The sequence below is a fragment of the Streptomyces sp. NPDC029292 genome, from assembly GCF_055569295.1.
Map to the genome: position 1 here is coordinate 312,635 of NZ_JBVHXR010000010.1, position 25,836 is coordinate 338,470.

Below are 25,836 nucleotides of genomic sequence, written 5' to 3' on the forward strand. Positions count from 1 at the left end.
AAGCCCGCGCCCCGCTGAAGGGCACCGGCTGCCCGAAAACCCACTGAACGGCACCCGAAAGGAGCGCGCTGACATGCGCCTCATGCTCATCGGCTACAACGACGGCGTCCTCGCGGCGCTGGACGAGAGCCGCCCCGCGGGAAGTGTCGTCCTCGTCGAGGAGTCCGACCTGTGGGAGGCGAAGGGGCTGGCCCCGCGCGCGGCGCGGCACCCCTGTCTCGGCGAGGTCCGGTTCGGCCGCTACCAGCAGGACGAGCAGTTCCTCGACGTGGTGCGGGACGTCGTACGCGAGAGCGGCCCGGTCGACGCGGTCGTGGCCGGGCTCGAGTACGCGGTCGTGGCGGCGGCGCTCGCCGCCGAGGAGCTGGGGCTGCCGGGCCCGGGCAGCAAGGCCGCCGGGGTCCTGCGCGACAAGTTGCTGCTGCGCGAGACCACCCGTGCGGCGGGGATGCCAGGGCCGGACTTCCGGGAGGTCCGATCAGCGGCGGACATCGCGGAGTTCGCACGCGGCGGCGCCTGCGTCGTCAAGCCCGCGGGCCGCCAGGCCAGCCTCGGTGTGCTGCTGCTGGACGCGGGCGCGGACCCGGCCGCGGCCTGGCGGTACTGCACCGGCGCCGACGAGGGACGACAGCTCGCCAACCGGCCGATGAGCTGGCGCTATCTCGTCGAGGAGCGCCTGTACGGGCCCGAGTACTCCACCGAGGCCCTGGTCCGCGACGGACACGTCGTCTTCTGCAACGTCACACGCAAGTACACCCTCGACGGACCGAGCCCGGTCGAGACCGGACACACCGTCCACCTCCAAGCGCCCCTGTGGACCCAGGAGTTGCAGCGACTCGTGGACGCAGTCGGGTACGGCAGCGGCATCCTGCACGCCGAGTGGGTGCTGACCGCCGACGGCCCCCGGCTCATCGAGTGCGCGGGGCGTCCGCCGGGCGACCGGATCATGGACCTCATCGACCTGGCGTACGGCATCGACGTCCACGACCGGTGGATCGCCACGCTGCTGGACGAGGACACCGGCGCGCCGCCGGCTCCGGCGCGGGCGGCCGCCATCCGGTTCCTGACGGCCCCCCGCCCCGGCACCATCGCCGGGATCGGGAACGCCGACGCCGCACGCGCCCTGCCCGGCGTCGTCCGCGTCGACCTGACCCGGGGCCCGGGGGACACCGTCACCGATGTGCGCTCCTCCTGGGACCGGCTCGGGTCCGTGATCACCACGGGCGCCGACGCCGTCGCGGCCGAGGACACCGCGCGACGGGCGGCCGAGCTGCTGACCGTCACCGTGCGGGACCCGGCCTCCGCGCACGGCCTCCCTGAAGACAGCGCTGAAGGCAGCGCTGAAGACACCCCCGAAGTCACCTCTGAAGACGCCCCGGAACACACCCCGGAAGACCTGGAGACCGACAACCATGACCAGTGAGCGCGTTCATGTCTGCGTCGTCGGCGCCGGGCCACGCGGCCTTTCGGTCCTGGAGCGGCTGTGCGCCAACGCCCGCGCCCACCGGCCCGCCGCCCCGGTCACCGTGCACGTGGTCGACCCGGACCGGCCGGGACCTGGCCGGGTCTGGCGCACCAGCCAGTCGCGGCATCTGCTGATGAACACCGTGGCCTCGCAGATCACCCTGTTCACGGACGCCAGCGTCCGGATCGAAGGGCCCGACGAGCCGGGTCCGAGCCTGTACGAGTGGGCCCGCTTCCTGACTCTGATGGGGCCCTTCGAGGACGCGGAGGAGCACACCGACGCCACCGTCGCGGAGGCACGTGACCTCGGCCCCGACTCCTATCCGTCCCGCGCCCTGTACGGGGCCTACCTGGAGTGGGCCTTCGGCCGCGTGGTGCGGCGCGCCCCCGCCGGAGTGACCGTACGGGTGCACCGCTCCCGCGCCGTCACCCTGGACGACGCGGACGAACTCCCGCACCAGACAGTCCTGTTGGAGGACGGCACCCGGCTGGAACGGCTGGACGCGGTGGTGCTGTCCCAGGGACATGTGCCGGCCCGGATGTCCACGGCCGAGGAGGAGCTGGCCGTCTTCGCGGTGGATCGCGACCTGACCTATCTGGCGCCCGCCAACCCGGCCGACCTCGACCTGGCCCGGCCGGCCGGCCCCGGCGAGACCGTGCTGCTGCGGGGGCTCGGGCTCAACTTCTTCGACCACATGGCGCTGTTCACCGAGGGCCGCGGCGGCACGTACGAGCGGACCGGCAGCGGTCTGGTCTACCGCCTGTCGGGACGCGAGCCGCTGCTGTGCGCGGGATCGCGGCGCGGGGTGCCGTACCAGGCGCGCGGCGAGAACGAGAAGGGCGCGCACGGCCGTTACCTCCCCCGGCTGCTGACACCGTCGTACATCGAAGGGCTGCGCAAGGCCGCAGACGCGGGCGAACGGCTCGATTTCCGTACCGATCTGTGGCCGCTGATCTCCAAGGAGGTCGAGAGCGTCTACTACGAGACGCTGCTGGCCACCCGCGTCCACCGTGCCGAGGCCGAGGCGTTCGCGGCCCGCTTCGTGACCGCGCCGCGCGGCGCGGCCGAGCAGCGGCTGCTGGCCGAGGCGGGGATCGGGGAGGCCGAACGCTGGGACTGGGACCTCATCCACCGGCCTTACGGTGAGCGGGAGTTCGGCGGGCAGGCGGACTTCACACGGTGGCTGCTGGCGCATCTGCGGGCCGATGTGCGGGCCGCGCGGCTGGGCAATGTCAGCGGTCCGCTGAAGGCGGCGCTCGACGTGCTGCGCGACCTGCGCAACGAGATACGGCTCGCGGTGGACCACGGAGGGCTCGACGGGCGCTCGCACCGCGACGACCTCGACCACTGGTACACGCCGCTGAACGCCTTCCTGTCCATCGGCCCGCCGGCGCACCGCGTCGAGCAGATGATCGCGCTGATCGAGGCCGGAGTGCTGCGTATCGCGGGCCCCGGTGCGCGGATCACCACCGGCGCGGACGGCTTCGCCCTGGAGTCCTCGGTGCCCGGCGTGCGGATGACGGGCCGCGTCCTGATCGAGGCACGGCTGCCCGAGCCCGATCTGCGCCGCACCGCCGACCCGCTGCTGCGCCATCTGCAGGCGACCGGCCAGTGCCGCCCGTTCCGCATCCCGGCCGCCGACGGCTCCCCCTACGAGACCGGCGGCCTGGAGGTCACCGACCGGCCGTACCACCTGGTGGACGCAGCGGGCCGCCCGCACCCGCGACGCTTCGCGCACGGCGTGCCCACGGAAGCGGTCCACTGGGTGACGGCCGCCGGCATCCGCCCCGGCGTCGACTCCGTGACCCTGGGCGACTCGGACGCGGTGGCCCGCGCGGTCCTCTCGCTGAGCGCGTCGGCCGAGCCCGCCGAGTCGGCCGAGTCCACCGAGTCCGCTCCCGATCTGGCGGGAGCGCCGGCATGACGTCGACGACCGTGGACACCGCCCCCGCCGGGGTGCGTGACATCGCGCTCGACCCCGCACTCGACACCGCCGAAGCGGATCTGGGGCTGCTCTCGCCCGTGCGCGCCGGCACCGCCGTGGCGGCCGCCGTCGGGGACCGGGCCTGGCTGCAGGCCATGCTGGACGCCGAGGCCGCTCTCGCCCGGGCGCAGGCGCGGCTCGGGACCGTACCCGCCGCGGCCGCACGGGTCATCAGCGAGGCCGCGCGGGCCGAGCTGCTCGACCTGGTGGCCGTGGCCCGGGCCGCGCGGGAGACCGCGAACCCCGTGGTGGGTCTGGTCCAGGCGTTCACCGCGGTGCTCACCGAACGGGATCCGGCAGCCGCCGAGTACGTGCACCGCGGCTCCACCAGCCAGGACGTCTTCGACACCGGCGCCATGCTGGTCTGCCGGACGGCGCTCCGCCTGATCCGGGCCGACCTGGACCGCACGGTCCGCGCGCTGACCGGACTCGCCGCCGCGCACCGGGACACCGCGATGCCGGGCCGCACACTGGCCCTGCACGCCGTGCCCACGACCTTCGGGCTGAAGGCGGCGGGCTGGCGCCAGCTGGCACTCGACGCGCGAACGCGGATCGACCGGATCCTGGAGCACGGGCTGCCGGTGTCGCTCGGCGGCGCGGCGGGCACCCTCGCCGGATACCTGGAGTACGCCGGTCGGCACCGGCCCGACGACTACGACGCACGCCTGGCCGCCGCCTACGCCGACGAACTCGGGCTGCACCGGCCCCGGTTGCCCTGGCACAGCCTGCGCACCCCGGTCGCCGAGCTCGCCTCGGCGCTCGCGCTCACCACGGGTGCCCTCGGCAAGTTCGCCGTGGACGTGCAGTCGCTGGCCCGTACCGAGGTCGCCGAGGTGGCCGAGCCGTCGGCGGCCGGGCGCGGGGCGTCCTCCGCGATGCCGCACAAACGCAACCCGGTGCTGTCGACGCTGATCCGCTCCGCGGCGCTCCAAGTGCCCGGCCTCGTCTCGGCACTTCACCAGTGCCTGCTCGCCGAGGACGAGCGGTCGGCGGGCGCCTGGCACGCCGAGTGGCAGCCGCTGCGCGAATGCCTGCGCCTCGCCGGCGGGGCCGCCGGGTGCGCGGCCGAGCTGGCGGAGGGCCTGGTCGTACGCGAGGACAGGATGCGTACGAACCTCCAGCTCACCGGCAGCCAGCTGGTGTCGGAGCGGCTCGCCGCCGTACTGGCGCCACGGCTCGGCAGGGCCGAGGCCAAGGCCCTGCTCACGCGGGCCTCCCTGGAGGCCGAACTGACCGGACGCCCCTTGGGCGAGGTACTCGGCCCCGACCTTCCCGATCCCATGACCGAGACCGCCCTGACCGAGCTGCTGGACCCGGCGCGCTACACCGGCGCCGCGGGCCCGCTCGTGGACCGGGCACTCGGCAGCGCGAAAGAAGAGGTATCCCGATGAGCGCCCCGACCCTGCCGCCCCGGACCGACGCACGCACCACCCGCCCGGTCCGGCCCGCCCCGACCGACGCACGTACCGCGCGACCGTCCCAGCCCTCCCCGGCCGACGCACACCCCGGCCGGACCACACCGCCCGCCGCGGCCGGCGCCCGCACCACCCCGACAGCCGAAGCCGCCCCCGAGCCCCGCGAATCCATGCGCCCGCTCCCCCGCTTCGTCCAGTACCCCCTCACCCTCCTCACCGGCAAACCCCTTGCGGGGCAGGCCGCCCTGCGCTGGTGGACGCCCGGCTTCCACCTCCTGGCGGCGGTGTTCTCGATGCTGGCCGGAGTCGCGGTGTCCGTCACCGGCTGGGCCGCGTCCGGGAGTTGGCTGGTCCTGTTGCTGCCCGGCTGGGCGATGACGCTGCACGGCATGCGCAACCTGCGCATGATGATCTACCACCAGTGCTCGCACCGGAACATGTTCCGCCGCCGCAGGCTGAACGCGGCGATCGGCCGGGCCACCTCCGCCCTGCTGGTCATCCAGCACTTCTCGCGCTACAGCGAGGAGCACGTCGGCGACCACCATGCCGCCCACCACATGACCCTGCGCGATCCCACCGTGCAGGCGTTCCTGATCAGCCTCGACCTGCACCCGGGCATGACCCGCGGCCAGATGTGGCGGCGGGTGCTGGGCAAGCTGTTCTCGCCGGTGTTCCACACGACGTTCGCCGTCGCCCGGGCCCGCTCCTTCTGGCACGGCTCCTCGCGCACCGAACGGGTCACGGCGAGCGCGCTGTACGGCGGCACGTGGGCGGCCACCATCGCCACGGGCACCTGGCCGGCCCTGCTGGTCGTCTGGTTCGTACCGCTGCTGCCGCTGTTCCAGATCAGCAACACCCTGCGGCTGTGCGTGAAGCACACGTTCCCCGACCCGACGCTGACCGAGCGCCGCGGCAAGGAGTACTTCGGCAGCCTGACCAACGCCATCTTCATCGGCGAGGCCGCGCCGCCCGCCGGACTGCCGCCGCTGCGCCGCACGGCCGCCTGGCTGCGCTGGACGCTGCGCATGGTCTGCGTGCACTTCCCGGCCCGCTATCTGGTCCTCACCGGCGACACCGTGGTGCACGACTTCCACCACCGCCGGCCGGCCATCCGGGACTGGGCGAACTACCTCTTCGCCCGCCAGGCCGACGCCGACCGCGGCAGCCCCGGCTGGCCCCCGTACCACCACGCCTGGGGCCTGGTACCCGCCATCAACCTGGTCTTCGACTCGCTGTCCGCCGCGGATCCCGAGGAGTTCGACGTACGACGCGTGCGCGATGTCAGCAAGCGCGAGCTGTTCGCGGCCTTCGACGACTGACGACTGTCGGCCGACAGCCGACAGCCGACAAGTGGCAGCCGAAAAGTGGCAGCAGGCAACGGACAGCAGACACACGCAGCCGACACCAGACACCACACACCACACACCAGACCGCAGCGCTCCTCAATCACCCGCACCCCGACCGGAGTTCAGCATGCACCGACGCACCGTGATCCTGGGCGTCGCCGCGAGCGACAGCCACGCGGTGGCCAATCAGCTCATCGCCCACACCCTCCGCGCCCACGGCTTCGAAGTGATCAACCTGGGCACCTGCACCACCGTCGAGGAGTTCGCCGCGGCCCACCGCGAGCACCCGCACGCCGAGGCGGTCCTCATCGGCAGCCTCAACGGCCATGCGTACGAGGACCTCTGTGACCTTCCGGCGGCCCGCGACCGGGGCCTGCTGTCCTGCCCGGTGATCGTGGGCGGCAACCTCTCCGTGGGCAGCCACAAGCAGTCCGCGGACCTCGACCGGCTGTACGCGCTCGGCGTCCACCGGGTCCTCGCCGACGCCGACGAACTCCTGGACGTGCTGCATGAGTTGGGGTCCCGGAGCATCGTACGGCCCATGGCGTCTGCGGTGACCTCATGACCACCGTCCAGCACCTCACGGCCCTGCCCACCCGGGCCCAGTCGGCGGCGTACGTACGCGAGTTGGGCAAGCCCACGGCGGCCGAGGTGCTGCGCGCCGCCCGCGCCCGGAAGCGGCTCGCCCTGCAACCCCGCTGCGGTGTCGGCTCGCACCCGCAGATGGCCACACTGCTGCGGGACATCGAGCACCACGCGGCGCCGGACGTCCTGTCGCTCACCATCGACGCGCACACCCGCCTGGGCCGCTTCGACCACGCCCGGACGGTCCTCGACCGCAACCCCGCCGACCTCAACGGCTACCCGCTGGTCACCCACGGCTGGCGGCGCGGCCGCGAGCTCAACGAGGCGGTACGCGCCCCGCTGGAGATCCGGCACGGCTCGCCCGACGCCCGGGTGCTCTTCGACACCGCGATCGCCTCCGGCATCACCTCGTTCGAGGGCGGCGGCATCTCGTACAACCTGCCCTACTCCAAGGACGTCCCGCTGGAGCGCTCGCTGGCCGCCTGGCGCGAGGTGGACGCCGCCTGCGGGGACCTCGCCGAGCGGCACGGCCTGGTCATCGACCGCGAGCTGTTCGGCACGCTGACGGCGGTGCTGATGCCGCCCTCCGTCAGCCTCGCCGTCAGCGTCCTGGAGGCGGTCGCGGCCGCTCGCGAAGGGGTGCGCTGCATCTCGATCGCCTACCCACAGGGTGGTCACGCCGAGCAGGACGTGGCGGCCCTGCGCGCCATCCCGCTGCTCGCCGCGCGCCATCTGCCCGCGGACGTCGAAGTGCACGCCGTACTCCACGAGTTCATGGGGGTCTTCCCGCGCGAGCGCGCCCACGCCGAGGACCTGATCCTGTACGGGGCACTCGTCGCCCGGTACGGCGGCGCGACCAAGCTGATCACCAAGACGTACCAGGAGGCGTACGGCATCCCCGACACCCGGGCCATCATCGACGGGCTGCAGCTCGCGGCCCGCGCCAACTCGCCGCTGCTGGGCACCTGGAGTCTGGACGAGCGGCGGGTGGCGGACGAACTCGACTGGATCCTGCGGGAGGTGGACGAGCTGGTGGCGCCCGTCCTGGCGGGCGAGTCCCGGCACGGCGGCCTGCACCGCGCGATCGCCGCCGCCTTCGCGGACGGCACCCTCGACATCCCGTTCAGCGCCAGCCGGCACGCCCGCTCGGAGCTGATCCCGGGCCGGGCCGAGGACGGCGCGATCCGCATCCTGTCGCCCGGCTCCCTCCCGCTGTCCGCCGCCCTGCGCGAGCGGCACAGCGAGTCGCTGCGGGGCCGGCCCGCGGACCTGTACGACGTCCTGACACGGGACATCAACTACTTCCCGCTGCTGTTCGGCGAGGACAACCGCCGCGCGAGTCGCCCGGAGGCCCGGTGAGTCAATTGGGCAAGGGGTGAAACGCGACGGTCCGCCCCGCCCTGCGGGCGGCGCTCGGCGCGCTTGCCCGCCAGCGTCAGCGTCGCCGCGATCGACGCGCCCGCCATGGCCGTCATCGCCGTGCCGGGGGACGTCAGTTGGGCAACCGCTCCCGCCAGCGCCGCGCTCACCCCCTGCATCGTCAGCATGCCCGCGCTGTGCAACCCCAGTACGTGGCCGCCGAGTTCGTCGGGGGTCAGCGCCATCAGCCGTTCCTGCTGGACCAGGCTCGCGCCGAAGCCGACCGAGGCGAGGGCGGCACAGGCCGCCGCCACACCCACCCCGGGGTGCAGGGCGAACAGCAGGTACGGGGTGGCCAGGAGCAGGAGGAGGGGGATGCCGAGGCGGCCGCGGACCCGGGGCGGAAGCAGGCGGCCCGTCGTCACGTCCCCCACGAACATGCCGAACGCCGCGCAGGCGAAGAGCACGCCCGCGCGGCCGGGCGCGTAGGACACGTACAGGGATTCGCAGCCGACGATCAGGCCGTTGGGGATCCACAGGAGGAGGAAGACGGTGCGGCGCGGGGGCGAGGACCACAGGAGCGCGTTGGTGCGCCAGGTCTGGGCGATCGACGGGCGGCCCGCGGCCCTTGGGGCGCGGCGGGTGAGGCCCAGGCGGGCGGTGAGGGCCGCCGCCAGATACAGGGCCGCCGCCGTGAGCAGCGTGAGCCGCGGGGACAGGACGGCCACCAGGACGCCGCCGGTCGCGTACCCCGTGATCTGAGTGATCCCGCTCATCATGTTGAAGACCGAGCGGCCCAGCAGATAGCCGTCCTTGGAGAGGATCTCGTTGAGCAGGCCCCACAGGACGCCGCCCGCGAGCGAGGCGATCAGGCCGAGGAGCAGGATCAGTGCGAAGAGCGCCCAGACCGGCAGACCGGGCAGCGCCATCGCCGCCGTGCCGACCGCGAAGGCGGACGCGATCCCCGCGATCGTCGCCCGCGGCGGCAGCCGGTCCGCCGCCGACAGCAGCGTCGTCGCGCCCACGACCTGGACCAGCGACGGCCCGAACATGCTCAGCGCGGACAGCAGGGGCGAGTCGGTCGCCCGGTACACCAGCGTGCCCAGCGCCAGGCCGCTCACCGTCGAGGCGGCGTTCCTGAACGCGGTGGACAGGAACAGTGGGGTGAACTCCCGGGTGCGTAAGAGATCGGAGTAGCTGCGCATGCGCGGAGTCTCGGGCGGCGTACGGGGCGGCCGTTATTGTTTCGCGGGGAGGCGAAACCAACAGGGAGCCGACGGGGAACCGACCGGGAGCCGACGGGGAGCCCACGAGGAACGGGGTCGGTCATGGGCTGGTGGCAGGTCAACGCCGACACCCTCGCCGGGAGCCGCTTCGTGCTCTCCCCGCTCGCCGAGACCTTCGCGAGCCTGAAGATGCTGCACGCGGAATCCGCCGCGCACCCCGGCGAGCGCGCCTGGCTCCACGCGCACCTGCCCGCGTACAAGAAACGGCTGGCGGCCGACCCCGTCACCGCGCTCCTCGTGCGCTCCGGGCTCGGGCGGGAGTGGATCGCCGACTTCCTCACCCCCACCCCGCGCGGCGAGGCCGCCTTCGAGGACGAGGTCACGCGGGTGCGCGAGGCGTCCCCCGAGGAGGCGCGCGACCACCTCACCGTCGCGCTGCGCGGCCCGCTGCCCACCCCCCTGGACCGCGACGACCTGCCCGAACGGGCCGCCGACCTCCTCACCCACCTCTGGGCCACGGCCGTACGCCCGTACTGGCCCCGGCGGCGGCGCATCCTGGAGGCCGATGTGGTCGCGCGGACCGCGCAGTTGAGCCGGGGCGGCTGGGCGGCGGCGCTGGACGCGCTGCGGCCGGGGACGCGCTGGCTCGGCGACAACCGCCTCCAGGTCAACCTCCACGAGTACCCGCCCCGGGAGATCTCCGGCGCCCAGCTCTTCTTCGTGCCGGTCACCCCGCAGCGGATCGGATGGGTGTCCTGGGAGGAGCCCCATCGGTACGCCGTCGTCTACCCGTGCGCGGGCGCGCTGGCCGGCGCCCGCGCCCGCGCCAAGGCGGTGCCCGAGAGCCTCGGCGCACTCCTCGGACCCGCCCGCGCCGCGGTCCTCGTACTCCTCGACTCCCCCCTGTCCACGAGCCAGTTGGTCGCCGTGACCGGGCAGGGGCTCGGCTCCGTCGGGCGCCATCTGAAGGTGCTGCTGGACGCGCGGCTCGTGGAGCGGCGCAGGGCGGGGCGGTCGGTGCTGTACTCGCGGACGGCCGCCGGTGAGGTGCTCGTCACGGCCCAGCGGGAGTGACGGGCCGAAGGCACGGCCCCCAGCGGAGTTAGCATCCGCTTATGACTACTGACAACACCACCGCCTCCGTCCTCGACGCCGAAATCGGGGCCCTCCAGGGTGGCTCCGCCGATCTCGCGCAGTACCGCGGCAAGGCCGTCCTCATCGTGAACGTAGCCTCCAAGTGCGGGCTGACCCCGCAGTACGCCGGTCTCGAGCAGCTGCACGAGCGGTACGCCGCTCAGGGCTTCACCGTGCTCGGAGTGCCCTGCAACCAGTTCCTGGGGCAGGAGCCGGGGAGCTCCGAGGAGATCGCGGAGTTCTGCTCGGCAACGTACGGCGTGACCTTCCCGATGACCGAGAAGGTCGACGTGAACGGGGACGAGCGGCACGGGCTGTACGAGCTGCTGGTGGACACCAAGGACGCCGAGGGCTACAGCGGGGACATCCGCTGGAACTTCGAGAAGTTCCTGATCGGTCCTGCCGGGGACGTCGTGGCCCGCTTCTCGCCGCAGACCGAGCCCGAGTCGGCGGAGATCGTCTCCGCGGTGGAGCAGGCCATCGGCTGAAGCACCGGTCGTAGCGCCGGTCGAATCACCGGCCGAAGCGCCGGTTGACCTTGCCCCTGGGGCAGGGACCATCGTCCGTTGTCGCCGGGCGGAAGGCGCCCGGTGACGGAGGATGGGCTTGTGGATCAGGACCTGCTCACGATCGGTGCGTTCGCCGCCCGCGCGCGGCTCTCGCCGAAGGCGCTGCGGCTGTACGACCGGCTCGGGCTGCTGACCCCGGCGCACGTCGACGAGGTCAGCGGCTACCGCTACTACCGCGCCGACCAGGCCGAACGCGCCCGTATGGTCGCGCTCCTGCGCCAGCTCGACATGCCGCTCGCGCGGATCGCGGAGGTGGTCGAGGCGGAGGGCTGCGCCGCGGCCGGGCTCCTCACCGCGTACTGGGCGGACGCCGAGACACGGTTCGCCTCGCAGCGGACGCTCGCCGAGTACCTCCGTGGACGTCTGTCGGGAAGGAGTTCCGAGATGTACGGGAAGTTCGTGATCGAGACCGTCGAGGTGCCCGAGCAGGTGGTGTTGTCGGAGACGCGGCACACCCTGGCCAGTGAGCTGCCGGCGTGGATCGGGGCGTCGCTGGGCCGGCTGGAGGAGGGTGCGCAGGCGTCCGGCGGGGTGACCGCGTCACCCTTCGTCGTCTACCACGCCGAGGTGTCCCAGGAGAGCGACGGGCCCGCCGAGTCCTGCGTGCCGGTCGCCGACGCGGACGCCGCGCGGGCCTGGGCCGAGAGGCAGGGGCGGGCCTGGGAGACCAAGGTCCGCGTCGAGCCCGCCCGGCGCCTCGCCTACACCCGCATCACCAAGGCCCAGGTCGCCCACCCCCAGATCCTCGCCGCCTTCGAGGCCGTCGAGGCGTGGATCGCCGAGCAGGGGCTGTCGTACGACGGTCCCTGCCGCGAGGTGTACTTCGCCGACTGGGACGCGGCGGGGCCGCAGGACGCGGTGTGTGACGTGGCGTTTCCGGTGAAGTGATGGGGTGAGACGGCAACGCGCGGGCGCCGCGCCCACCATCAGGTGACGGTGCGGCCGTAGGACCGGTGGCAGGTGTACGAGTGGGACCCTCCGCGCCCACGCCTCCGGGAGTCCGTTTTGCCTGCTGCCGCGTCCTCGGTCCGTGTCCCCGCCCCGGCGCCTCCGCCCGACGGGACCAAGGCCAGGGAAGCCCCGGAGGTCGAGGAGCACCGGCTGTCGTGGCACGGGTTCGGTTACACCTGCCGGATCCTGCGCCGGTGCTCCCCGGTCACCGAGCCCCTGCTCGTGCTCGGCGGCTCGGACCAGACCCGCTACTCCTGGGTGCGGCACGAGCGGTGGCTCGCGCAGCTGGGCACGGTCGTCACCGTCGACCTTCCGGGGTTCGGCGACGCGGACTTCCTGCCGGCCCGCCACGGCATCGACTTCCTCGCCGGCTGCGCCGACCACATGCTGACGGAGTTGGGGCTCGGCAGGGTGAACCTGTACGCCGGCTGCTACGGCGGAGCCGTCGGCCTCCGGCTCGCCCAGCGCTACCCCCACCATCTGCGGCGGATCGCCGTCCAGGGCATGTCGGACCACATCCCGGACTGGTTCGCCGAGTCGCTGGTGGGCTGGGTGCGGTTGCTGGAGGAGGGGCGGGTCGAGGAGACCGCCCGGGAGTTCGTACGGTGCTTCGTACCGCCTCCGGGGGCACGGACGGTGCGCAAGCACGCCGCCCTGTCCCGGCTGATGTACCAGCAGTTCGCGGCCCAGACACCGCGGGACGTCGCCGTGACGGTCGAGCGCAACCGGCGGCTGCTGGCCCACGAGTGGTACCGGCGTGCCCCCGTCCCCGCCGTCCCGTACCTCGTCTTCACCGGTGAGCACGACACCCTCACCACGCCCGACATGGTCCGCGCGGTCGCCGCGGACCTGCCGGGAGCGTGCTTCACCACGATCGCGGAGTCCGGCCATCTGGCCCACCTCCAGCGCCCGGCGGACTTCTGCGACCTGCTCGTACGCTTCTTCCGGGACCAGCCCCTGAACGACCGCGACATGCCGTACTGCGGCCCGGTCGAGCGGTTCTAAGCGGCTTCCCCGAGGCCGCTTAGCTGCTCAGCGCAGCGCCTCCGGGCACGGGGTGCCACGGGGGAGCTGGTACGGCGCCGCCAGGCGATATGTACCCGGGCGGGGAGCCAGCAGCTCCGTCCACTGGTCGCCCGTGGCGTTCTCCGCCGCCTGGGACAGACAGCCGCTGACGTTGTCGTACGTCTTCGGGGTGCCGTCCTCGCGGTGCTTGGACTGCTCCGTCTCCTGCGGGGGCTTCACGCTCTTGCCGTCCGCGTCGACGATGCTGAGCCAAGGGGAGTACGGGATGCGGATCAGGATGCGGCCCGCCTTCTTCACCTCGATGGTCAGCTCACCCTGTTCGGCCCGGTCGACGACGGCGTTCGGCTCGGCGAGCGGCGTCGGGTCGGTGACCGTGAACAGCTGCCAGTTCGCGTCACCCCAGATCTGCCGAAGGTAGGGCATACCCCGCTGGACGAGCTGACGTTCGCGTTCGCCGCCGTCCCCGTCCGGTTCGCCCTTGGGCAGCACCACGTAGTGGATGGCCCAGCGCTGCAGCCACTCGTGATAGTTCGCGGAGTTGAGGGTGTCGTCGTAGAAGAGCGGGTTGCGCTCCATGTCGGCCTGACGGTTCCAGCCGCGGGCGAGGTTCACGTACGGGGCGAGGGCGGACGCCTCCCGGTGGGAGCGGGCGGGGACGACCTCGACGCGGCCCTTCTCGGCGCCCACCACCTGGAGCTGGTTCACCAGCGGGGCCAGCTCGCGCGCCCAGGACGCCGCCGGAGTCGTATGCACGATGTCGTCGACCGACTTGAAGCCGATCCACCCGACGAATCCGGCGAAGGCGACGACGATCGCGTACCACTTGCGTGAGCGCGGCACGGCGAAGGGCAGCGCGGCCAGCAGCACGACGCCCGCGAACAGCATCGCCAGGCGCGTGATGTTGGAGCCGATCTGGGAGCTGATCAGCCAGACCAGGAGCACACCGAGGCCGTACACCGCCGCCGTGATCCGGACCGTCTTCCACTCCTTGGGGACGAGCACGAAGACGAAGACCGAGTAGAGGAGGGGCAGCGAGGACGAGGCGAAGGACATCGGCTGGGTGCCGGAGAAGGGGAACAGCCAGGCCGACACCGCCACCACGACGGTCGGCGCGATACCCAGCGCGTACGCGCCCGGACGGCGCTTCTGGAGGAAGAGCGCCACGGCGACCAGGCCGACGAACAGCCCGGCCACGGGCGACGCGGCGGTCGCGAGCGCGGCGAGCGGCGCCGCGCACAGGGCCTTCGCCCAGCGTTTGTAGCGCCAGCGGTAGGGCCAGCAGAAGACGACGGCGGCCGCGGCGAGCGCGAACACCATGCCCAGGCCGTACGTCACCCGCCCCGACGCGGCGTTGCACAGCAGCGCGAACACCCCGGCGAGCGCGGGCCACATGGGATTGCGCACCGCCCGGCTGCGGATCAGGATCATCGTCAGCAGACCCGCCGAGATCGTCCCCGCGATCATCATCGTCGTACGGACGCCGAGCACGGACATCAGATACGGCGACACCACGCTGTACGACACCGGGTGCATCCCGCCGTACCAGGCGAGGTTGTACGCCGAGTCCGGGTGCCGCCCGACGAACTCCGCCCACGCGTCCTGCGCCGCGAGATCCCCGCCGCTGTTCGCGAACGTGAAGAACCAGACGAGGTGCAGGACACCGGAGAGGGCGGTGGCGACGGTGACGGGGTGACGGAGGAAGCGGGTCAGGCGGGTACCGCTCGCCTTGGCATCCGCGTCATGGTCGTCATCCGCATCATGGGCGGTACGCGCGGACTGCGGTATTCGCGGGCCTGATCCTGGGCCAGGATCGGCGTCGTCGGCGTGTGTCGGCTCCGCTGTCGCCACTGCAAGGCACTCCCGTGTCCTGTGTCCCGTGTCCCGTTTTTGTTCTCGACCGGGACCCGCGGCCCGCGACCAGCCCCGATCTCGCGACGCTAGCACGCACCCCGTAGGGGAGCGCCCGGGTGGGGGCTCCCCTACGGGGTGCGGTGCCTTTGTTCGTACCTGCCGTACGTCACCGGTGCGCAGGTCGGTACGTCACCGGTGCGTACGCCCGTTCAGCTGACGCGGGTCAGCTTGGCGCCGAAGCCCGGCTCGGCGAGGTCCGACCGGAGCGCGACGGGGATCGTCACCGCGTGGCTGGAACCGTCGCCGACCGTCAGCTCGCCGACGACCGTGCCCGCCTTGCCGGAGTGCGGGACCGTCTTGCCGCCGGCACCGATCGACAGCGTGGTCTTCAGACCGGGCCAGCCGACCGCCGTCATGTTCTTGGTGGCGACGACCGGGGTCCGGCCGCCGAGCTGGTCGTCCACGTAGCCGACGACGTCGCCCTTCTTCACCACCGTGGCGGAGGTCAGGCTCTGCTGGACCTTGTCGATCAGCTTCTGGCTGTTGGTGAGCGCCAGCTGGAGGCTGTCCCAGACCTTGCCGGTACCTGCGTTCTGTCCGAGGACCGCGCCGTAGACCGTCTGCGTCTTGCCGTTCACGGTCTTGGTGGCGGCCCACACCAGGTTGCCGCCCGCGGGCGTCGACGAGCCGGTCTTGAGGCCGATCACGCCGACCTGCTTCACCAGCAGGTCGTTGTTGTTGTAGATGGTCCCGTCGAGGCCGGGGATCTTGGCGCTGGCCATCCCGACGATGCTGCGGAACACCTCGTCCTGCATGACCTCCTTGGTCAGCTTGAGCTGGTCGGTGGCGGTGCTCACCGTCGTCTTCTCCAGACCGCTCGGGTCCGTGTACGTCGACTTCGTCATGCCGAGCTTCTTCGCCGCGGCGTTCATCTTGCCGACGAAGGTCTTGTTGTCGGAGTCCCAACGGGCCAGCAGCCGGGCCGCGTTGTTCCCGGACGGGATCATCAGCATCTGGAGCATCTGCCGCTCCGTGAACTGCTGGCCCTTCGTCATCGCCGCCGTCGACTCGTCCTCGTTCTTCGACTCGTCCTCGGCCTGCTGGTCGACGGTGATCTTGTCGCCGCCCTCGTTCCCCTTCAGCGGGTGGTCCTGAAGGATCACGTACGCCGTCATGATCTTGGCGACGCTCGCGATGGGAGCGGGCGTCTGCTTCCCGTCGGTACCGACGCCGCCGACCCCCTCGACCTCGATCGCCGACTGCCCCTGACCGGGCCACGGCAGGTCGAGCGTGCCGCCCTCGAAGGTGTACGTCTCGTCGGCGGTGAGCGCGAGGCCCGGGGTCGGGAGCGGTCGTACAGCCTGTACGACTGCAAAGATCACCGCGAGCAGCAGGACCAGCGGGGTCCAGATCTTGACCCGCCGCACGATCGTCCGCACCGGAGTCTCCGGGGGCGGCGGCGTGTTCGTCAGCTCGGCCAGCAGATCCAGCGGCGGCTTGGGCGGAAGGGGCTGCTGGGTGGTGCGCTCGGGGCCGACCTGCGGGACGACGGCGGTGGCTGCCGCCGGCTTCTCAGCGGTGTCCGGGGCCGGGGTGGTCCTCGGCTTCGCCGGGGCGGGTTCGTCGAGGGGCTTGAGGGCGACGAACTTGCTGGTGCGCTCGGCGGCGGACTCGGGCTTGGCGGCGGGCTTGTCCGGGGCCTTGTCCGGGGCCTTGTCCGGGGCCTTGTCCGGGGCCTTGTCAGTGGGCTCCTCGGCGGCGGGCTTGGCGTCCGGCTTGGGGGTGGCCGGCTTGGTGCCGCCCAGCTTCAGCATGGTCGTGGGCTGGTCCACGGCCGGGGGCCGGGGGGCCTTGAAGATGGCGGTGGGCTGGTCGACGGGGGGCTCGGGGGTGGTGTCCTTGTCCGAGGCGTCGTCGGCCGGGGTGTCGTCAGCCGCGGCGTCGTCGTCGGAGTCCGCCTCGGCCGTGTTCGGCTCGGCGTCAGCCTCGGGCACAAGCCCGGACCCGGACCCGGAGTCGCCCGGGACCTCATCGGCCACCGCGTCGCCGGAATCCGCCTCACCCTCGGCCGTGTTCGGCTCGGCGTCAGCCTCGGGTACAAGCCCGGACCCGGAGTCGGCCAGGGCCTCGTCGGCCACCGCGTCGCCGGAACCCGCCTCACCCTCGGCCGTGTTCAGCTCGGCGTCAGCCTCGGGTACAAGCCCGGACCCGGAGTCGGCCAGGGCCTCGTCGGCCACCGCGTCACCGCCGGAACCCGCCTCGGCCGTGTTCGGCTCGGCGTCAGCCTCGGACACGCGCTCAGCCTCGGAGTTGGCCTCGGCCTCGGTGTCGCCCTCGGACACGCTCTCGGCATCGGGCTCGTCCCCGGACTCGTCGGCGACGGAAGCCTCGCCGGAGGCGGCGTCCTGCTCCTCGCCCGAGGCAGCTTCCCGCTCCTCGTCGGCGTCGGCGTCGGTGCCCGACTCTGACGCCTCGCCAGACGCCTCCACGTCACCGGCACCCTCGGAGTCGACGTCACCCTCAGCCTCGACCTCAGCCTCGGCACCGGCCCCCGGTTCCGAATCGTCCGCCCCCGCCACCCAGGCGGCCACAGCCGCCCGCAGCCGGGCGTCACCCGAGGAGCCCACCTCGGCGGGCTCTGAGGACTCGCCGGTCTCGGCGGACTCGGCGGAAGCCCCGTCCGCCGAAGAAGCCCCCGGCGCAGCGGCCTCCTCGGCCTCCCGCAGCGACCGTTCCGCCGCCGCCAAGGCCTTCGTGGAGAACACGGCCGTAGCCTGATCCACCCGCACCGTGGCCGCCCGTTCGCGGGCCACCGCCAAGCGCGGGTCGGCCGGGGCCGAGCCCGACGCACTCCCCCGCGCGGGACCCGGAACCGCGGCCGGGGTCCCCGGCGTCGGTTCTGCCGACGACGCCGACGACTCGTGCTGCTTCGACCTGTCGGGGGACTCGCCCGCCACCGATGCCTCCTCCATCCGGCGCACACCCTCCGTGCGCCCAACCGAACCGTGAAACCCGTGAACCGCCGCCCGGACACCGATGTCCGAACCATGTACCAGTGTCCTGTGTGAGGGCTTAACCCCTGCGGTAGACGAGAACGACATACCGACCGGTTCCACTACATTCCGGTCACGCGCCCTCGACAGACCAATGTGAGAGGGGTCACCCTGTCATTCATCCACGCGGGGAGGCATGGATGGGCAGGAGCCGCAGAACAATTCCGGAGGAGCTTCTGCTGCTGGCGTTGGACCCGACCACGGGTACCACCGCACAGCCGCAGTCGCTCGACCTCGGTCTGGCCGGAGCACAGCTAGTGGAGCTGGCGCTGGCCGGACGGATAGCCCCAGACGGGGATCGTATCGCCGTGGTGGCACCACGGCCGACTGGAGATCCAACACTGGACTGTGCGTTGGAACTGCTTCGCCGGCGCGGAGCACCCGTACGCGCAGTGAACTGGATTGGCGGACCCCGGCTGGGACTTCGCCAGACCTACCTCTCGCATCTGGAGAGGTGCGGCATGGTCCATGCCGTGGCCGGCCAGATGTGCGGGGTGCTGCCGACGACTCGCTACCAGGCGACGGACACGGCGATCAGCCGGGAGATCAGGTCCCGGCTGGACAACGCGATCCGCACCGGCGTTCCGCCGGACCCGCGGACCGCGGCGCTCGCCGCGCTGGCCCATGCGGTCGGTCTCGGCAAGCACCTGTATCCGGGTAATGAGGGACGCTCGTCCCGCTCCCGGCTGCGGGACCTGATCAGGCATGACCCCATGGGCGGCCTCGTGGCCCACGCGGTCATGGACGTTCAGAACGGTGTGGCCGCACAGCCACGCCGCAGCCCGGCACCACAGGTCGGCCGCCAGGCCACCGTCGGAGCCAGGACCGCACCGGAACCGGCCAGGGGTGTTCCGATGCAACCGCGCCGCGGTTCCATGGCGCGGGCCGTGGCCCACTGAGCCGCAGTCCCACGGCACCGAGCACGACCGCAGCACCACAAGCAGCACCCGCACCACACGCAGTACCTCAGCGCCGCACCGCAGTCCCCAAGACCCGGTTCGGGAGCCGCTGGCTCGCGCGGGGCAGTGAGGCCGTACGTCCGGACGACGACACGGCCCCACCGCCCCGCGCGGCCGCATATGCGCGAGCCCCAACGGGAACCGGAGCGGCCGCATATACACGCCAGATCCCCGAACTGGTGCGTACCCAGCGCATATCCGCTGTTTCCCAGCGGTAGAAAGCACCTTGGTGGCAGTCTGCTCAACAGCAGATACGCAAAGTAGAGGCCCGCAGCCGGAGGTGCACGTCCCGTGGCGTCCAATGTCAATCCCACCGTCCGGCGGCGCCGGCTGGGCCAGGAGCTGCGCCGGCTCCGCGAGCTCAAGGGCATGACGGCCGAAGAGGTCGCCGAGCGGCTGCTGGTCTCGCAGTCGAAGATCAGCCGGCTGGAGAACGGACGGCGCAGTATCAGCCAGCGCGACGTCCGCGATCTGTGCGGGGTCTACGAGGTCGAGGACCACCGGATCGTCGACTCCCTGATGCAGATGGCCAAGGACTCCCGCCAGCAGGGCTGGTGGCACTCCTTCGGCGACATCCCGTACAGCGTGTACATCGGGCTCGAAACCGATGCCGCGTCGCTGCGCGTGTACGACCCCCAGGTCGTCCCCGGTCTGCTCCAGACCCGCCCGTACGCCGAGGCCCTGATCGCCGGCGCGCTGCCGGAGACCGCCTCCGGCGACATCGACAAGCGGGTCCAGGTGCGACTGCGCAGGCAGGAACGTATCTCCGCCCCGGAGAACCCGCTTCGGCTGTGGACCGTCCTCGACGAGGCCGCGCTGCGCCGGGTCGTCGGCAATCGCTCGCTGATGCGCGACCAGCTGGAGTACCTCGTCGAGCAGTCCCAGCTCCCGCACGTCACCGTACAGGTGATCCCCTTCGACATGGGCGCGCATCCGGGGCTCAACGGGCAGTACGCGATCCTGGAGTTCCCCGACGCGGCGGACTCGAGCGTCGTCTACATCGAGGGTGTCACCAGCGACCTGTATCTGGAAAAGGCGAACGACGTCCAGAAATACAGCGTGATGTACGAGCATCTGCGGGCCCAGGCCCTGAATGTGGACCAATCGCGACAGTTCATCGCGGACATCGCGAAGGATTACGCGCGCTGAGTGTCGGGGCGCGGGTCGTGGAAACGCCTCGAACGAAGCGCCCTGACGAGAAGGTGCCGGACAGTACACCTTCGCCACGTCGGGGCGGAAGACCCAGTGGAATATGCCATCCGGTCGAGTGAATAGCCGCTTCGCCCGCGGATGTTGGCGAGTAGCGTCGATCACGCCAAGGAGCAACAACCTTGGCGCAAACCGCACTGCGGGTTCCGGAGGGAGCCCGCAGTGCGGTGACAGCAACTCAACGACTCGCTACCGGAGCGAACATGGCAATCCAGCAAGGCGCGCTGAACACCTGGACCAAGTCCTCGTATTCCACCGGAAACGGCGCATGCGTCGAGGTCAAGTCCCCGGTTCTCGCGGCGATGGCCGTGCGGGACTCCAAGGTCCCCGAGGGCCCCACCCTGGCGTTTCCCGCGAACTCGTGGAACGCCTTCGTGGCAGAGGTGAGCCGGGGGGCTTTCGACCTCGCCTGATCGATGACCACACACAATTTCATACGCATCACCGACAGAGCCCTCTCGACTGGCCCGCCGTCCCGGCCGAGGGGGCTCGGCTCTTCCCTCGGCCAGCGCCTACCGGAGCCGGTCCACGTACTTGTCCGTCCCTGGCACCGTCGGGATGAACGGCGCCACCAACTCGACCTTCCCCAGCCCCGCTTCGGCAACAGCGGCGTCACGTCCGACGAAGTACCCCTCCCAGCACTCCCGGGGATCCGCCTCCAGGAACCACAGCAGGGTCAGCCGTGTATCCACCCCCTCGACCTGCTTGACGTACGTCATGCGGTCACCGGGGAGGGGGGTCGGCCGGAAGATCGTGACCATCGCGGCGGGCGAGCCCGCGAGGCGCTTGGGGAGGTGCCGCGACCGCAGCCACTCCAGCAACTCGGCGCGCTGTGCGGCACCTTCGGCGTCGATGACCTCCACGACCAGGCCCGCGTAGGGGTGGTCGAGGGCGTGGAAGTCGCGGGGCCCGGCGGCCCCGTCCCGGTACACGGTGGCCTCGTGGTCCTGGAAGGCCGTGAAGACGTGCGTACGGTCCTGGTAGACCCGCCCGTCGCGGTTGAGCCGCTTATTGATCCCGACGGTCCACTTCATGTGGTCGTCGTAGCGGCCGTCGGTGACCCAGTACGTGGAGAGGTAGCAGCCTGCGGTCACCGGCTGAGCGACCGCCGACTTCTCGGGGTAGCGCAGGAGTTGGAGATCACGGGTGGCGACCCAGCGCCGCCCCGCGTACATCCAGGGCATGGCCATCGCGCCGGCGTAGTAGTGATCGTCCTCGTACCAGCGGTTGTACGCGTACTCGTGGCCCGGGTGCGGCTCGACCATGGTGATCAGGGCGTGGCCCGGGTGAACGCCGTACGGGCCGAGGGCGGCCAGTTCGGCGTACGTCTCGCTGCGGGTCTCCTCCGACATGACGATCCCCTTCCTTCTTCCGCCGGACGCCCATACTCTGACGCTCCGTCAGACAATGCGCCATAGTCACGGCAACCTACGGCGAGTGAGCCGAAGGGGCTTTGGCGCCCCGGAGGCGAACCGAGCCACAAAAAAGGGGTCACCGATGTCACTGCTCGCGGGCAAGACCGTCGTCGTCTCGGGGGTCGGGGCCGGGCTCGGTCATCAGGTCGCGGCGGCCGTCGTGCGCGACGGGGGCAACGCCGTGCTCGGGGCGCGTACGGAGGCGAATCTCGCCAAGTCCGCGGCCGAGCTCGATCCGGTCGGCGCGCACACGGCATACCGGGCGACGGACATCACCGACGAGGGACAGTGCGAGGCGCTCGCGGCGCTCGCCCGGAAGCGGTTCGGGGGGATCGACGCCGTCGTCCATGTCGCCGCCTGGGACAGCTACTTCGGCGGCCTGGAGGACGCGGACTTCACCACCTGGCAGTCGGTCATCGACGTGAACCTGCTGGGGACGCTGCGGATGACCCGCGCCTGCCTGCCCGCGCTGAAGGCGCGCGGCGGCTCGGTCGTCATCATCGGGACGCAGTCGTCGGTGGCCGCGCCGAGTCAGGTGCGGCAGGCGGCGTACGCGGCCTCCAAGGGCGCGCTGACGAGCGCGATGTACTCCCTGGCGCGGGAACTGGGCCCACATCGCATACGGGTCAACACCGTGCTGCCCGGCTGGATGTGGGGCCCGCCCGTCGAGGCCTACGTCCAGTTCACCGCGCACACCGAGGGCGTACCGGAACCGGACGTCCTGAAGCGGCTCACGGAGCGGATGGCCCTGCCGGAGCTGGCCACGGACGGGGACGTGGCGGACGCCGCGGTGTTCCTGGCGTCCGACCGGGCGCGGGCGATCACGGGGCAGTCCCTGCTCGTGAACGCCGGCGAACTCATGCGGTAGGTACGGCTGTCGCGGCTCCCCTCCCGGTCGCACGGGACCCGCATCCCGTACGCCCGTCGTCCTGTCGATGTCCGTCGTGTCCGTCTGGCGAAGTGCCCGCTCATCGTGTGTTCCACGTCACGAGCACGACAACAGCCCTACAGGTAAAGTAGAAGCAAAATCGTTCTGCTTTCTGATCTGTGTTCATATCCGTGACCGCGAGAGGTCTTGACCGGTCCCTCGAACCAGCGGTTCAATCCCCGAAGTCCCCGCTCCCGCACGGGGGCGCCGCCCATGCACGTACTGGCGAAGTGCCGTCCGGTATCTGCAGGTTCACAAGGCGGACCCCTGGAGGGGGCACATGAACGGTCTCGACTGGGCCGTCCTGGTCGCGTACTTCGGCGTCATGACAGCGATCGGCTTCTGGTCCCACAAGCGTGTCGACGACGTCAGCGACTTCTTCACCGCGGGCGGCAAGATGCCCTGGTGGCTGTCCGGCATCTCGCACCACATGTCGGGCTACAGCGCGGTGATGTTCACCGGCTACGCCGGCATCGCGTACACGTACGGCATCACCTCGTACGTCACCTGGGCCCTGCCCATCGCCATCGGTGTCGCCATCGGCGCCAAGGCCTTCGCGCCCCGGCTCAACCGGCTGCGCTCCCGGCTGCACGTGGCCTCGCCCCTCGAATACCTCAAGGACCGCTACAACGTGCCGACGCAGCAGGCACTCGCCTGGTCCGGCATCCTGCTGAAGATCGTGGACGTCGGCGCGAAGTGGGCCGCGATCGCGACCCTGCTCACCGTCTTCACCGGGGTCACGCTGACCCAGGGCATCATCATCACCGGCGGCATCACGGCCGTGTACTGCACGATCGGCGGGCTGTGGGCCGACGCGCTCACCGAACTCGGCCAGTTCGTCATCCAGTTGCTGGCCGGCGTCTCGATGCTGATCATCGCGCTGAACAAGATCTCCGACCAGGGCGGTCTGTCCAAGGCGCTGGACTCACCGAAGCTGAACGGTCACGCGGACGGGTTCGCGGGCCCGTACCTCACCGTCTTCTTCATCGCGTACCTCTTCATCAAGCTCTTCGAGTACAACGGCGGCATGTGGAACCAGGCCCAGCGCTACATGGCGACGGGCAGCGCCAAGCAGGCCACCCGCTCGGCCTTCCTGTCCGCCGGGCTGTGGTTCGTGTGGCCGGTCATTCTCTTCATCCCGATGTGGCTGTCGCCGCTGCTCGTCACGGCGAAGAAGCCCGACGGCTCGGACGCGTACGGCCTGATGACCGAACAGCTCCTCCCGCACGGCCTGCTGGGCCTGGTCGTCGTCGGCTTCTTCTCGCACACGATGGCCATGTGCTCGTCCGACGCGAACGCCATCGCCGCCGTGTTCACGCGGGACGTGGCGCCGGTGCTGTCGAAGGCCGCGCGGGTGTGGGACAGCCGGGCCGGTCTGATCGCGGGGCGCGTCACGACCGTCGCCTTCCTCGGCTTCTCCATGGCGGTGGCCACCCAGGTCAACTCCCCCGCCTTCAAGGACATCATCACGGTCGTCATCAAGTGGGTGGCCGGTCTGATGGGCCCGATCGCGATCCCGTTCATCCTGGGCCTGCTCCGACCGTTCCGTAAGTCCGGCCCGACGGCGGCCCTCACCAGCTGGGCCTGCGGCCTGCTCGCCTTCTTCTTCGTCAACTACAACCTGGACTTCTCCCAGCGCACGGACGTGAAGCTGGAGTACCAGGTCTCCGTCCCGATGGTCATCTCGCTGGTTCTGTACATCCTCATCGGCTTCCTGAAGCCCGAGGACACGCCTGAGCGGGACGCGATCATCGAGAAGATCAACACGGACGACGACGGGACCGGGGCGGCGGCGATCCCGACCCAGGCGGACGGAGCGTCGACGAGCCCGTCCGAGGTCTGAGACGTTTTTCGCCCCCGCCGCCCCTACCCCTTCCCGTCCCTGGGGCTCCGCCCCAGACGCCGCTCCTCAAACGCCGGAGGGGCTGATTTCAGCCCCTCCGCCCTCACCCCCGCGGGTACCGCGCCAGCCACCCCGGAGAGGACCCACCCGGCCCGTGCAGCGCCGGCCCCTGCGTCATCTCCATCGCGAAGTCGTCCGCCAGCGCCAGCATCGTGGGACGGCCCTCCAGTTCGGCCAGCCAGGCCGGCGGGAGGGCCGTTTCGCCGTGCAGGGCGCCGAGCAGCCCCCCGGTGAGGGCGCCCGCCGCGCCCGAGGGGCCTCCGTGGTTCACCGCGAGGCACAGCCCGTGCCGGATGTCCTCGCCGACCAGGGCGCAGTACACGGCGACCGCGAGCAGCCCCTCCGCCGTACCGTCCCCGGCGAGAGCCTCGACCCGCCCCGGCGTGGGCATCCCCTGCCGTACGGCGCCCAGCGCGTGCTGGAGCGCGTCCGCGACCGGCTGCTGCCCCGGGCGCGGGGCGAGCAGCGCCAGGGCCCGCTGCACGGCCCCGTCGAGGCTCTCGCCGCGTGCCAGCGCGTGCACGATGACGGCGTACGCCCCCGCCGACAGGTACGCCGTGGCGTGCCCGTGCGTCTGCGCGGCGCACTCGACGGCGAGCTGCAGCACGAGCTGCGGCTCCCAGCCGACGAGCAGCCCGAACGGCGCGGAGCGTGCGGCGGCCTCGGGACCGGGCTCGCCGGGGTTCTTGGGCGCGTCCAAGGTGCCCATGGTCTCGTCGCCGAAGCCGAGCAGACAGGAGCGGGCCGGGTCGCGGCGGGCGTAGAGCCACTCCTCGCGGGCCAGCCAGCCGTCGTCCTTGCGGCGCTCGTCCGGCCCCCAGTCGCTCTGGGTGGCCGCCCAGCGGCGGTAGGCCCGGTGAAGGTCGGTGGGCGGGTGCCAGGCGCCGGTGTCCCGGCGTACCTGGGCGCGTATCAGGCCGTCGACGCTGAACAGCGCGAGCTGCGTGAGGTGCGTCACGGCGCCGCGCCTGCCGTGCCCGAAGGCGAGATCGGTCAGGCCCTCCGCGCCGTACGCCTCCCGGATCTCCTCCAGGGTGAGCGCGTCGAGCGGCGCGCCCAGGGCGTCGCCGAGGGCAGCGCCCAGCAGCGTTCCGCGCACCCTGCTGCGGAAGTCCTGCTGTTCGGAACGGCCCCAGACGGCGCCGGCTGTCGCACCCACCGAGACCTCCCCAGGCATCGTCCGCACGTCCGACGCTCAGCACTGTAATCGACCGGGAACGGTCGGTTGGGAGTCGGAACGGTTTGCGAAAAGTAGGCCTACTGATCACCTTTGACAGGTGTTGGCCGGGCCTTTCCGGCCCGGGAACCCAGGCTCTTTCAGCGGTCAGCCGTACCAGGTGACATTGCAGACGTAGACACACTCGTGACTCCTCCCCGTCCTGAGGGACGGGGCTTCTCGCTATGCCAGGTTGGCGTCGCGACGGACCAGCCCGGCCCGTAGAACGTTGAGAGCGCCCA

General features: G+C 71.6%; 20 protein-coding genes. 15 read left to right on the forward strand and 5 right to left on the reverse strand.

The genetic code is table 11. The features are described from left to right. Positions 1-73 precede the first annotated feature (73 nt). The 6 genes from ACZ4WS_RS23475 to ACZ4WS_RS23500 all read left to right on the forward strand — a co-directional run bounded on the left by ACZ4WS_RS23475 (position 74) and on the right by ACZ4WS_RS23500 (position 8,154). Entirely contained in the window at positions 74-1,423 is a 1,350-nt protein-coding gene (locus ACZ4WS_RS23475) for an ATP-grasp domain-containing protein (protein ID WP_467983157.1), read from the forward strand. After that, a complete protein-coding gene (locus tag ACZ4WS_RS23480) occupies positions 1,413-3,389 on the forward strand; it encodes an FAD/NAD(P)-binding protein (protein ID WP_467983158.1) in 1,977 nt (658 codons plus the stop codon). Before ACZ4WS_RS23475 ends, ACZ4WS_RS23480 begins: the two co-directional genes overlap by 11 nt. Beyond that, positions 3,386-4,840, forward strand: coding sequence for a nitrosuccinate lyase (locus tag ACZ4WS_RS23485; RefSeq protein WP_467983159.1), 1,455 nt, complete (start codon positions 3,386-3,388; stop codon positions 4,838-4,840). The genes ACZ4WS_RS23480 and ACZ4WS_RS23485 overlap by 4 nt, the downstream gene beginning before the upstream one ends. Further along, positions 4,837-6,183 (forward strand): stearoyl-CoA 9-desaturase, encoded by a 1,347-nt coding sequence (locus ACZ4WS_RS23490; protein ID WP_467983160.1) that lies wholly within the window; start codon positions 4,837-4,839, stop codon positions 6,181-6,183. Before ACZ4WS_RS23485 ends, ACZ4WS_RS23490 begins: the two co-directional genes overlap by 4 nt. Before the next feature lie 154 nt (positions 6,184-6,337). Then, the gene (locus ACZ4WS_RS23495) at positions 6,338-6,775 is read left to right on the forward strand and encodes a cobalamin-dependent protein (protein ID WP_467983161.1); all 438 of its coding nucleotides are present in this window, start codon (positions 6,338-6,340) and stop codon (positions 6,773-6,775) included. Continuing rightward, positions 6,772-8,154 (forward strand): methylaspartate mutase, encoded by a 1,383-nt coding sequence (locus tag ACZ4WS_RS23500; RefSeq protein ID WP_467983162.1) that lies wholly within the window; start codon positions 6,772-6,774, stop codon positions 8,152-8,154. The genes ACZ4WS_RS23495 and ACZ4WS_RS23500 overlap by 4 nt, the downstream gene beginning before the upstream one ends. On the opposite strand, the gene ACZ4WS_RS23505 is transcribed toward ACZ4WS_RS23500, so the two are convergent. Next, entirely contained in the window at positions 8,094-9,359 is a 1,266-nt protein-coding gene (locus ACZ4WS_RS23505; protein ID WP_467983163.1) for an MFS transporter, read from the reverse strand. The genes ACZ4WS_RS23500 and ACZ4WS_RS23505 overlap by 61 nt on opposite strands. Before the next feature lie 123 nt (positions 9,360-9,482). Here ACZ4WS_RS23505 and ACZ4WS_RS23510 point away from each other — a divergent pair, with 123 nt between their 5' ends. The 4 genes from ACZ4WS_RS23510 (at position 9,483) to ACZ4WS_RS23525 (ending at position 13,039) form a co-directional block, all read left to right on the forward strand. Further along, complete coding sequence (locus ACZ4WS_RS23510; RefSeq protein ID WP_467983164.1) at positions 9,483-10,454, forward strand: ArsR/SmtB family transcription factor; 972 nt, start codon at positions 9,483-9,485, stop codon at positions 10,452-10,454. 41 nt (positions 10,455-10,495) lie between these two features. Continuing rightward, entirely contained in the window at positions 10,496-11,002 is a 507-nt protein-coding gene (locus tag ACZ4WS_RS23515) for a glutathione peroxidase (protein WP_467983165.1), read from the forward strand. Positions 11,003-11,122: 120 nt separating this feature from the next. After that, positions 11,123-11,971 carry a MerR family transcriptional regulator gene (locus tag ACZ4WS_RS23520; protein WP_467983166.1) on the forward strand — a complete coding sequence of 283 codons (849 nt, stop codon included), beginning with the start codon at positions 11,123-11,125 and terminating at the stop codon, positions 11,969-11,971. A 117-nt stretch (positions 11,972-12,088) separates the two neighbouring features. Then, entirely contained in the window at positions 12,089-13,039 is a 951-nt protein-coding gene (locus tag ACZ4WS_RS23525; protein ID WP_467983167.1) for an alpha/beta fold hydrolase, read from the forward strand. Positions 13,040-13,066: 27 nt separating this feature from the next. Here the strand turns inward: ACZ4WS_RS23525 and ACZ4WS_RS23530 are convergent, their stop codons facing one another. Together ACZ4WS_RS23530 and ACZ4WS_RS23535 are read right to left on the reverse strand one after the other, a co-directional pair. Then, entirely contained in the window at positions 13,067-14,908 is a 1,842-nt protein-coding gene (locus tag ACZ4WS_RS23530; protein ID WP_467983168.1) for an MFS transporter, read from the reverse strand. Positions 14,909-15,120: 212 nt separating this feature from the next. Continuing rightward, positions 15,121-17,883 carry a D-alanyl-D-alanine carboxypeptidase family protein gene (locus ACZ4WS_RS23535; RefSeq protein WP_467983169.1) on the reverse strand — a complete coding sequence of 921 codons (2,763 nt, stop codon included), beginning with the start codon at positions 17,881-17,883 and terminating at the stop codon, positions 15,121-15,123. Positions 17,884-18,104: 221 nt separating this feature from the next. Between ACZ4WS_RS23535 and ACZ4WS_RS23540 the strand changes: the two genes are divergently transcribed. From ACZ4WS_RS23540 to ACZ4WS_RS23550, 3 genes are all read left to right on the forward strand, one after another. Continuing rightward, positions 18,105-18,863 carry a GOLPH3/VPS74 family protein gene (locus ACZ4WS_RS23540; protein WP_467983170.1) on the forward strand — a complete coding sequence of 253 codons (759 nt, stop codon included), beginning with the start codon at positions 18,105-18,107 and terminating at the stop codon, positions 18,861-18,863. 351 nt (positions 18,864-19,214) lie between these two features. After that, positions 19,215-20,072, forward strand: coding sequence for a helix-turn-helix domain-containing protein (locus ACZ4WS_RS23545; RefSeq protein ID WP_467983171.1), 858 nt, complete (start codon positions 19,215-19,217; stop codon positions 20,070-20,072). 263 nt (positions 20,073-20,335) lie between these two features. Then, positions 20,336-20,545, forward strand: a complete 210-nt coding sequence (locus ACZ4WS_RS23550) for a DUF397 domain-containing protein (RefSeq protein WP_467983172.1) — start codon at positions 20,336-20,338, stop codon at positions 20,543-20,545. Positions 20,546-20,644: 99 nt separating this feature from the next. Here the strand turns inward: ACZ4WS_RS23550 and ACZ4WS_RS23555 are convergent, their stop codons facing one another. Further along, the gene (locus tag ACZ4WS_RS23555) at positions 20,645-21,484 is read right to left on the reverse strand and encodes a hypothetical protein (protein ID WP_467983173.1); all 840 of its coding nucleotides are present in this window, start codon (positions 21,482-21,484) and stop codon (positions 20,645-20,647) included. Between the two features lie 145 nt (positions 21,485-21,629). Between ACZ4WS_RS23555 and ACZ4WS_RS23560 the strand changes: the two genes are divergently transcribed. Next, positions 21,630-22,415, forward strand: coding sequence for an SDR family oxidoreductase (locus tag ACZ4WS_RS23560; protein WP_467983174.1), 786 nt, complete (start codon positions 21,630-21,632; stop codon positions 22,413-22,415). 340 nt (positions 22,416-22,755) lie between these two features. Continuing rightward, the gene (locus tag ACZ4WS_RS23565) at positions 22,756-24,318 is read left to right on the forward strand and encodes a sodium:solute symporter family protein (protein WP_467983175.1); all 1,563 of its coding nucleotides are present in this window, start codon (positions 22,756-22,758) and stop codon (positions 24,316-24,318) included. 103 nt (positions 24,319-24,421) lie between these two features. On the opposite strand, the gene ACZ4WS_RS23570 is transcribed toward ACZ4WS_RS23565, so the two are convergent. After that, complete coding sequence (locus ACZ4WS_RS23570; RefSeq protein WP_467983176.1) at positions 24,422-25,537, reverse strand: ADP-ribosylglycohydrolase family protein; 1,116 nt, start codon at positions 25,535-25,537, stop codon at positions 24,422-24,424. Positions 25,538-25,836 lie beyond the last annotated feature (299 nt).

Excerpts from the sequence above, each read along its gene's own strand:
- ACZ4WS_RS23560 (WP_467983174.1), top strand. The coding sequence starts at position 21,630 with ATGTCACTGCTCGCGGGCAAGACCGTCGTCGTCTCGGGGGTCGGGGCC.
- ACZ4WS_RS23565 (WP_467983175.1), top strand. The coding sequence starts at position 22,756 with ATGAACGGTCTCGACTGGGCCGTCCTGGTCGCGTACTTCGGCGTCATG.
- ACZ4WS_RS23535 (WP_467983169.1), bottom strand. The coding sequence starts at position 17,883 with ATGGAGGAGGCATCGGTGGCGGGCGAGTCCCCCGACAGGTCGAAGCAG.
- ACZ4WS_RS23480 (WP_467983158.1), top strand. The coding sequence starts at position 1,413 with ATGACCAGTGAGCGCGTTCATGTCTGCGTCGTCGGCGCCGGGCCACGC.
- ACZ4WS_RS23510 (WP_467983164.1), top strand. The coding sequence starts at position 9,483 with ATGGGCTGGTGGCAGGTCAACGCCGACACCCTCGCCGGGAGCCGCTTC.
- ACZ4WS_RS23515 (WP_467983165.1), top strand. The coding sequence starts at position 10,496 with ATGACTACTGACAACACCACCGCCTCCGTCCTCGACGCCGAAATCGGG.
- ACZ4WS_RS23485 (WP_467983159.1), top strand. The coding sequence starts at position 3,386 with ATGACGTCGACGACCGTGGACACCGCCCCCGCCGGGGTGCGTGACATC.
- ACZ4WS_RS23540 (WP_467983170.1), top strand. The coding sequence starts at position 18,105 with ATGGGCAGGAGCCGCAGAACAATTCCGGAGGAGCTTCTGCTGCTGGCG.
- ACZ4WS_RS23505 (WP_467983163.1), bottom strand. The coding sequence starts at position 9,359 with ATGCGCAGCTACTCCGATCTCTTACGCACCCGGGAGTTCACCCCACTG.
- ACZ4WS_RS23555 (WP_467983173.1), bottom strand. The coding sequence starts at position 21,484 with ATGTCGGAGGAGACCCGCAGCGAGACGTACGCCGAACTGGCCGCCCTC.
- ACZ4WS_RS23475 (WP_467983157.1), top strand. The coding sequence starts at position 74 with ATGCGCCTCATGCTCATCGGCTACAACGACGGCGTCCTCGCGGCGCTG.
- ACZ4WS_RS23495 (WP_467983161.1), top strand. The coding sequence starts at position 6,338 with ATGCACCGACGCACCGTGATCCTGGGCGTCGCCGCGAGCGACAGCCAC.
- ACZ4WS_RS23490 (WP_467983160.1), top strand. The coding sequence starts at position 4,837 with ATGAGCGCCCCGACCCTGCCGCCCCGGACCGACGCACGCACCACCCGC.
- ACZ4WS_RS23500 (WP_467983162.1), top strand. The coding sequence starts at position 6,772 with ATGACCACCGTCCAGCACCTCACGGCCCTGCCCACCCGGGCCCAGTCG.
- ACZ4WS_RS23550 (WP_467983172.1), top strand. The coding sequence starts at position 20,336 with ATGGCAATCCAGCAAGGCGCGCTGAACACCTGGACCAAGTCCTCGTAT.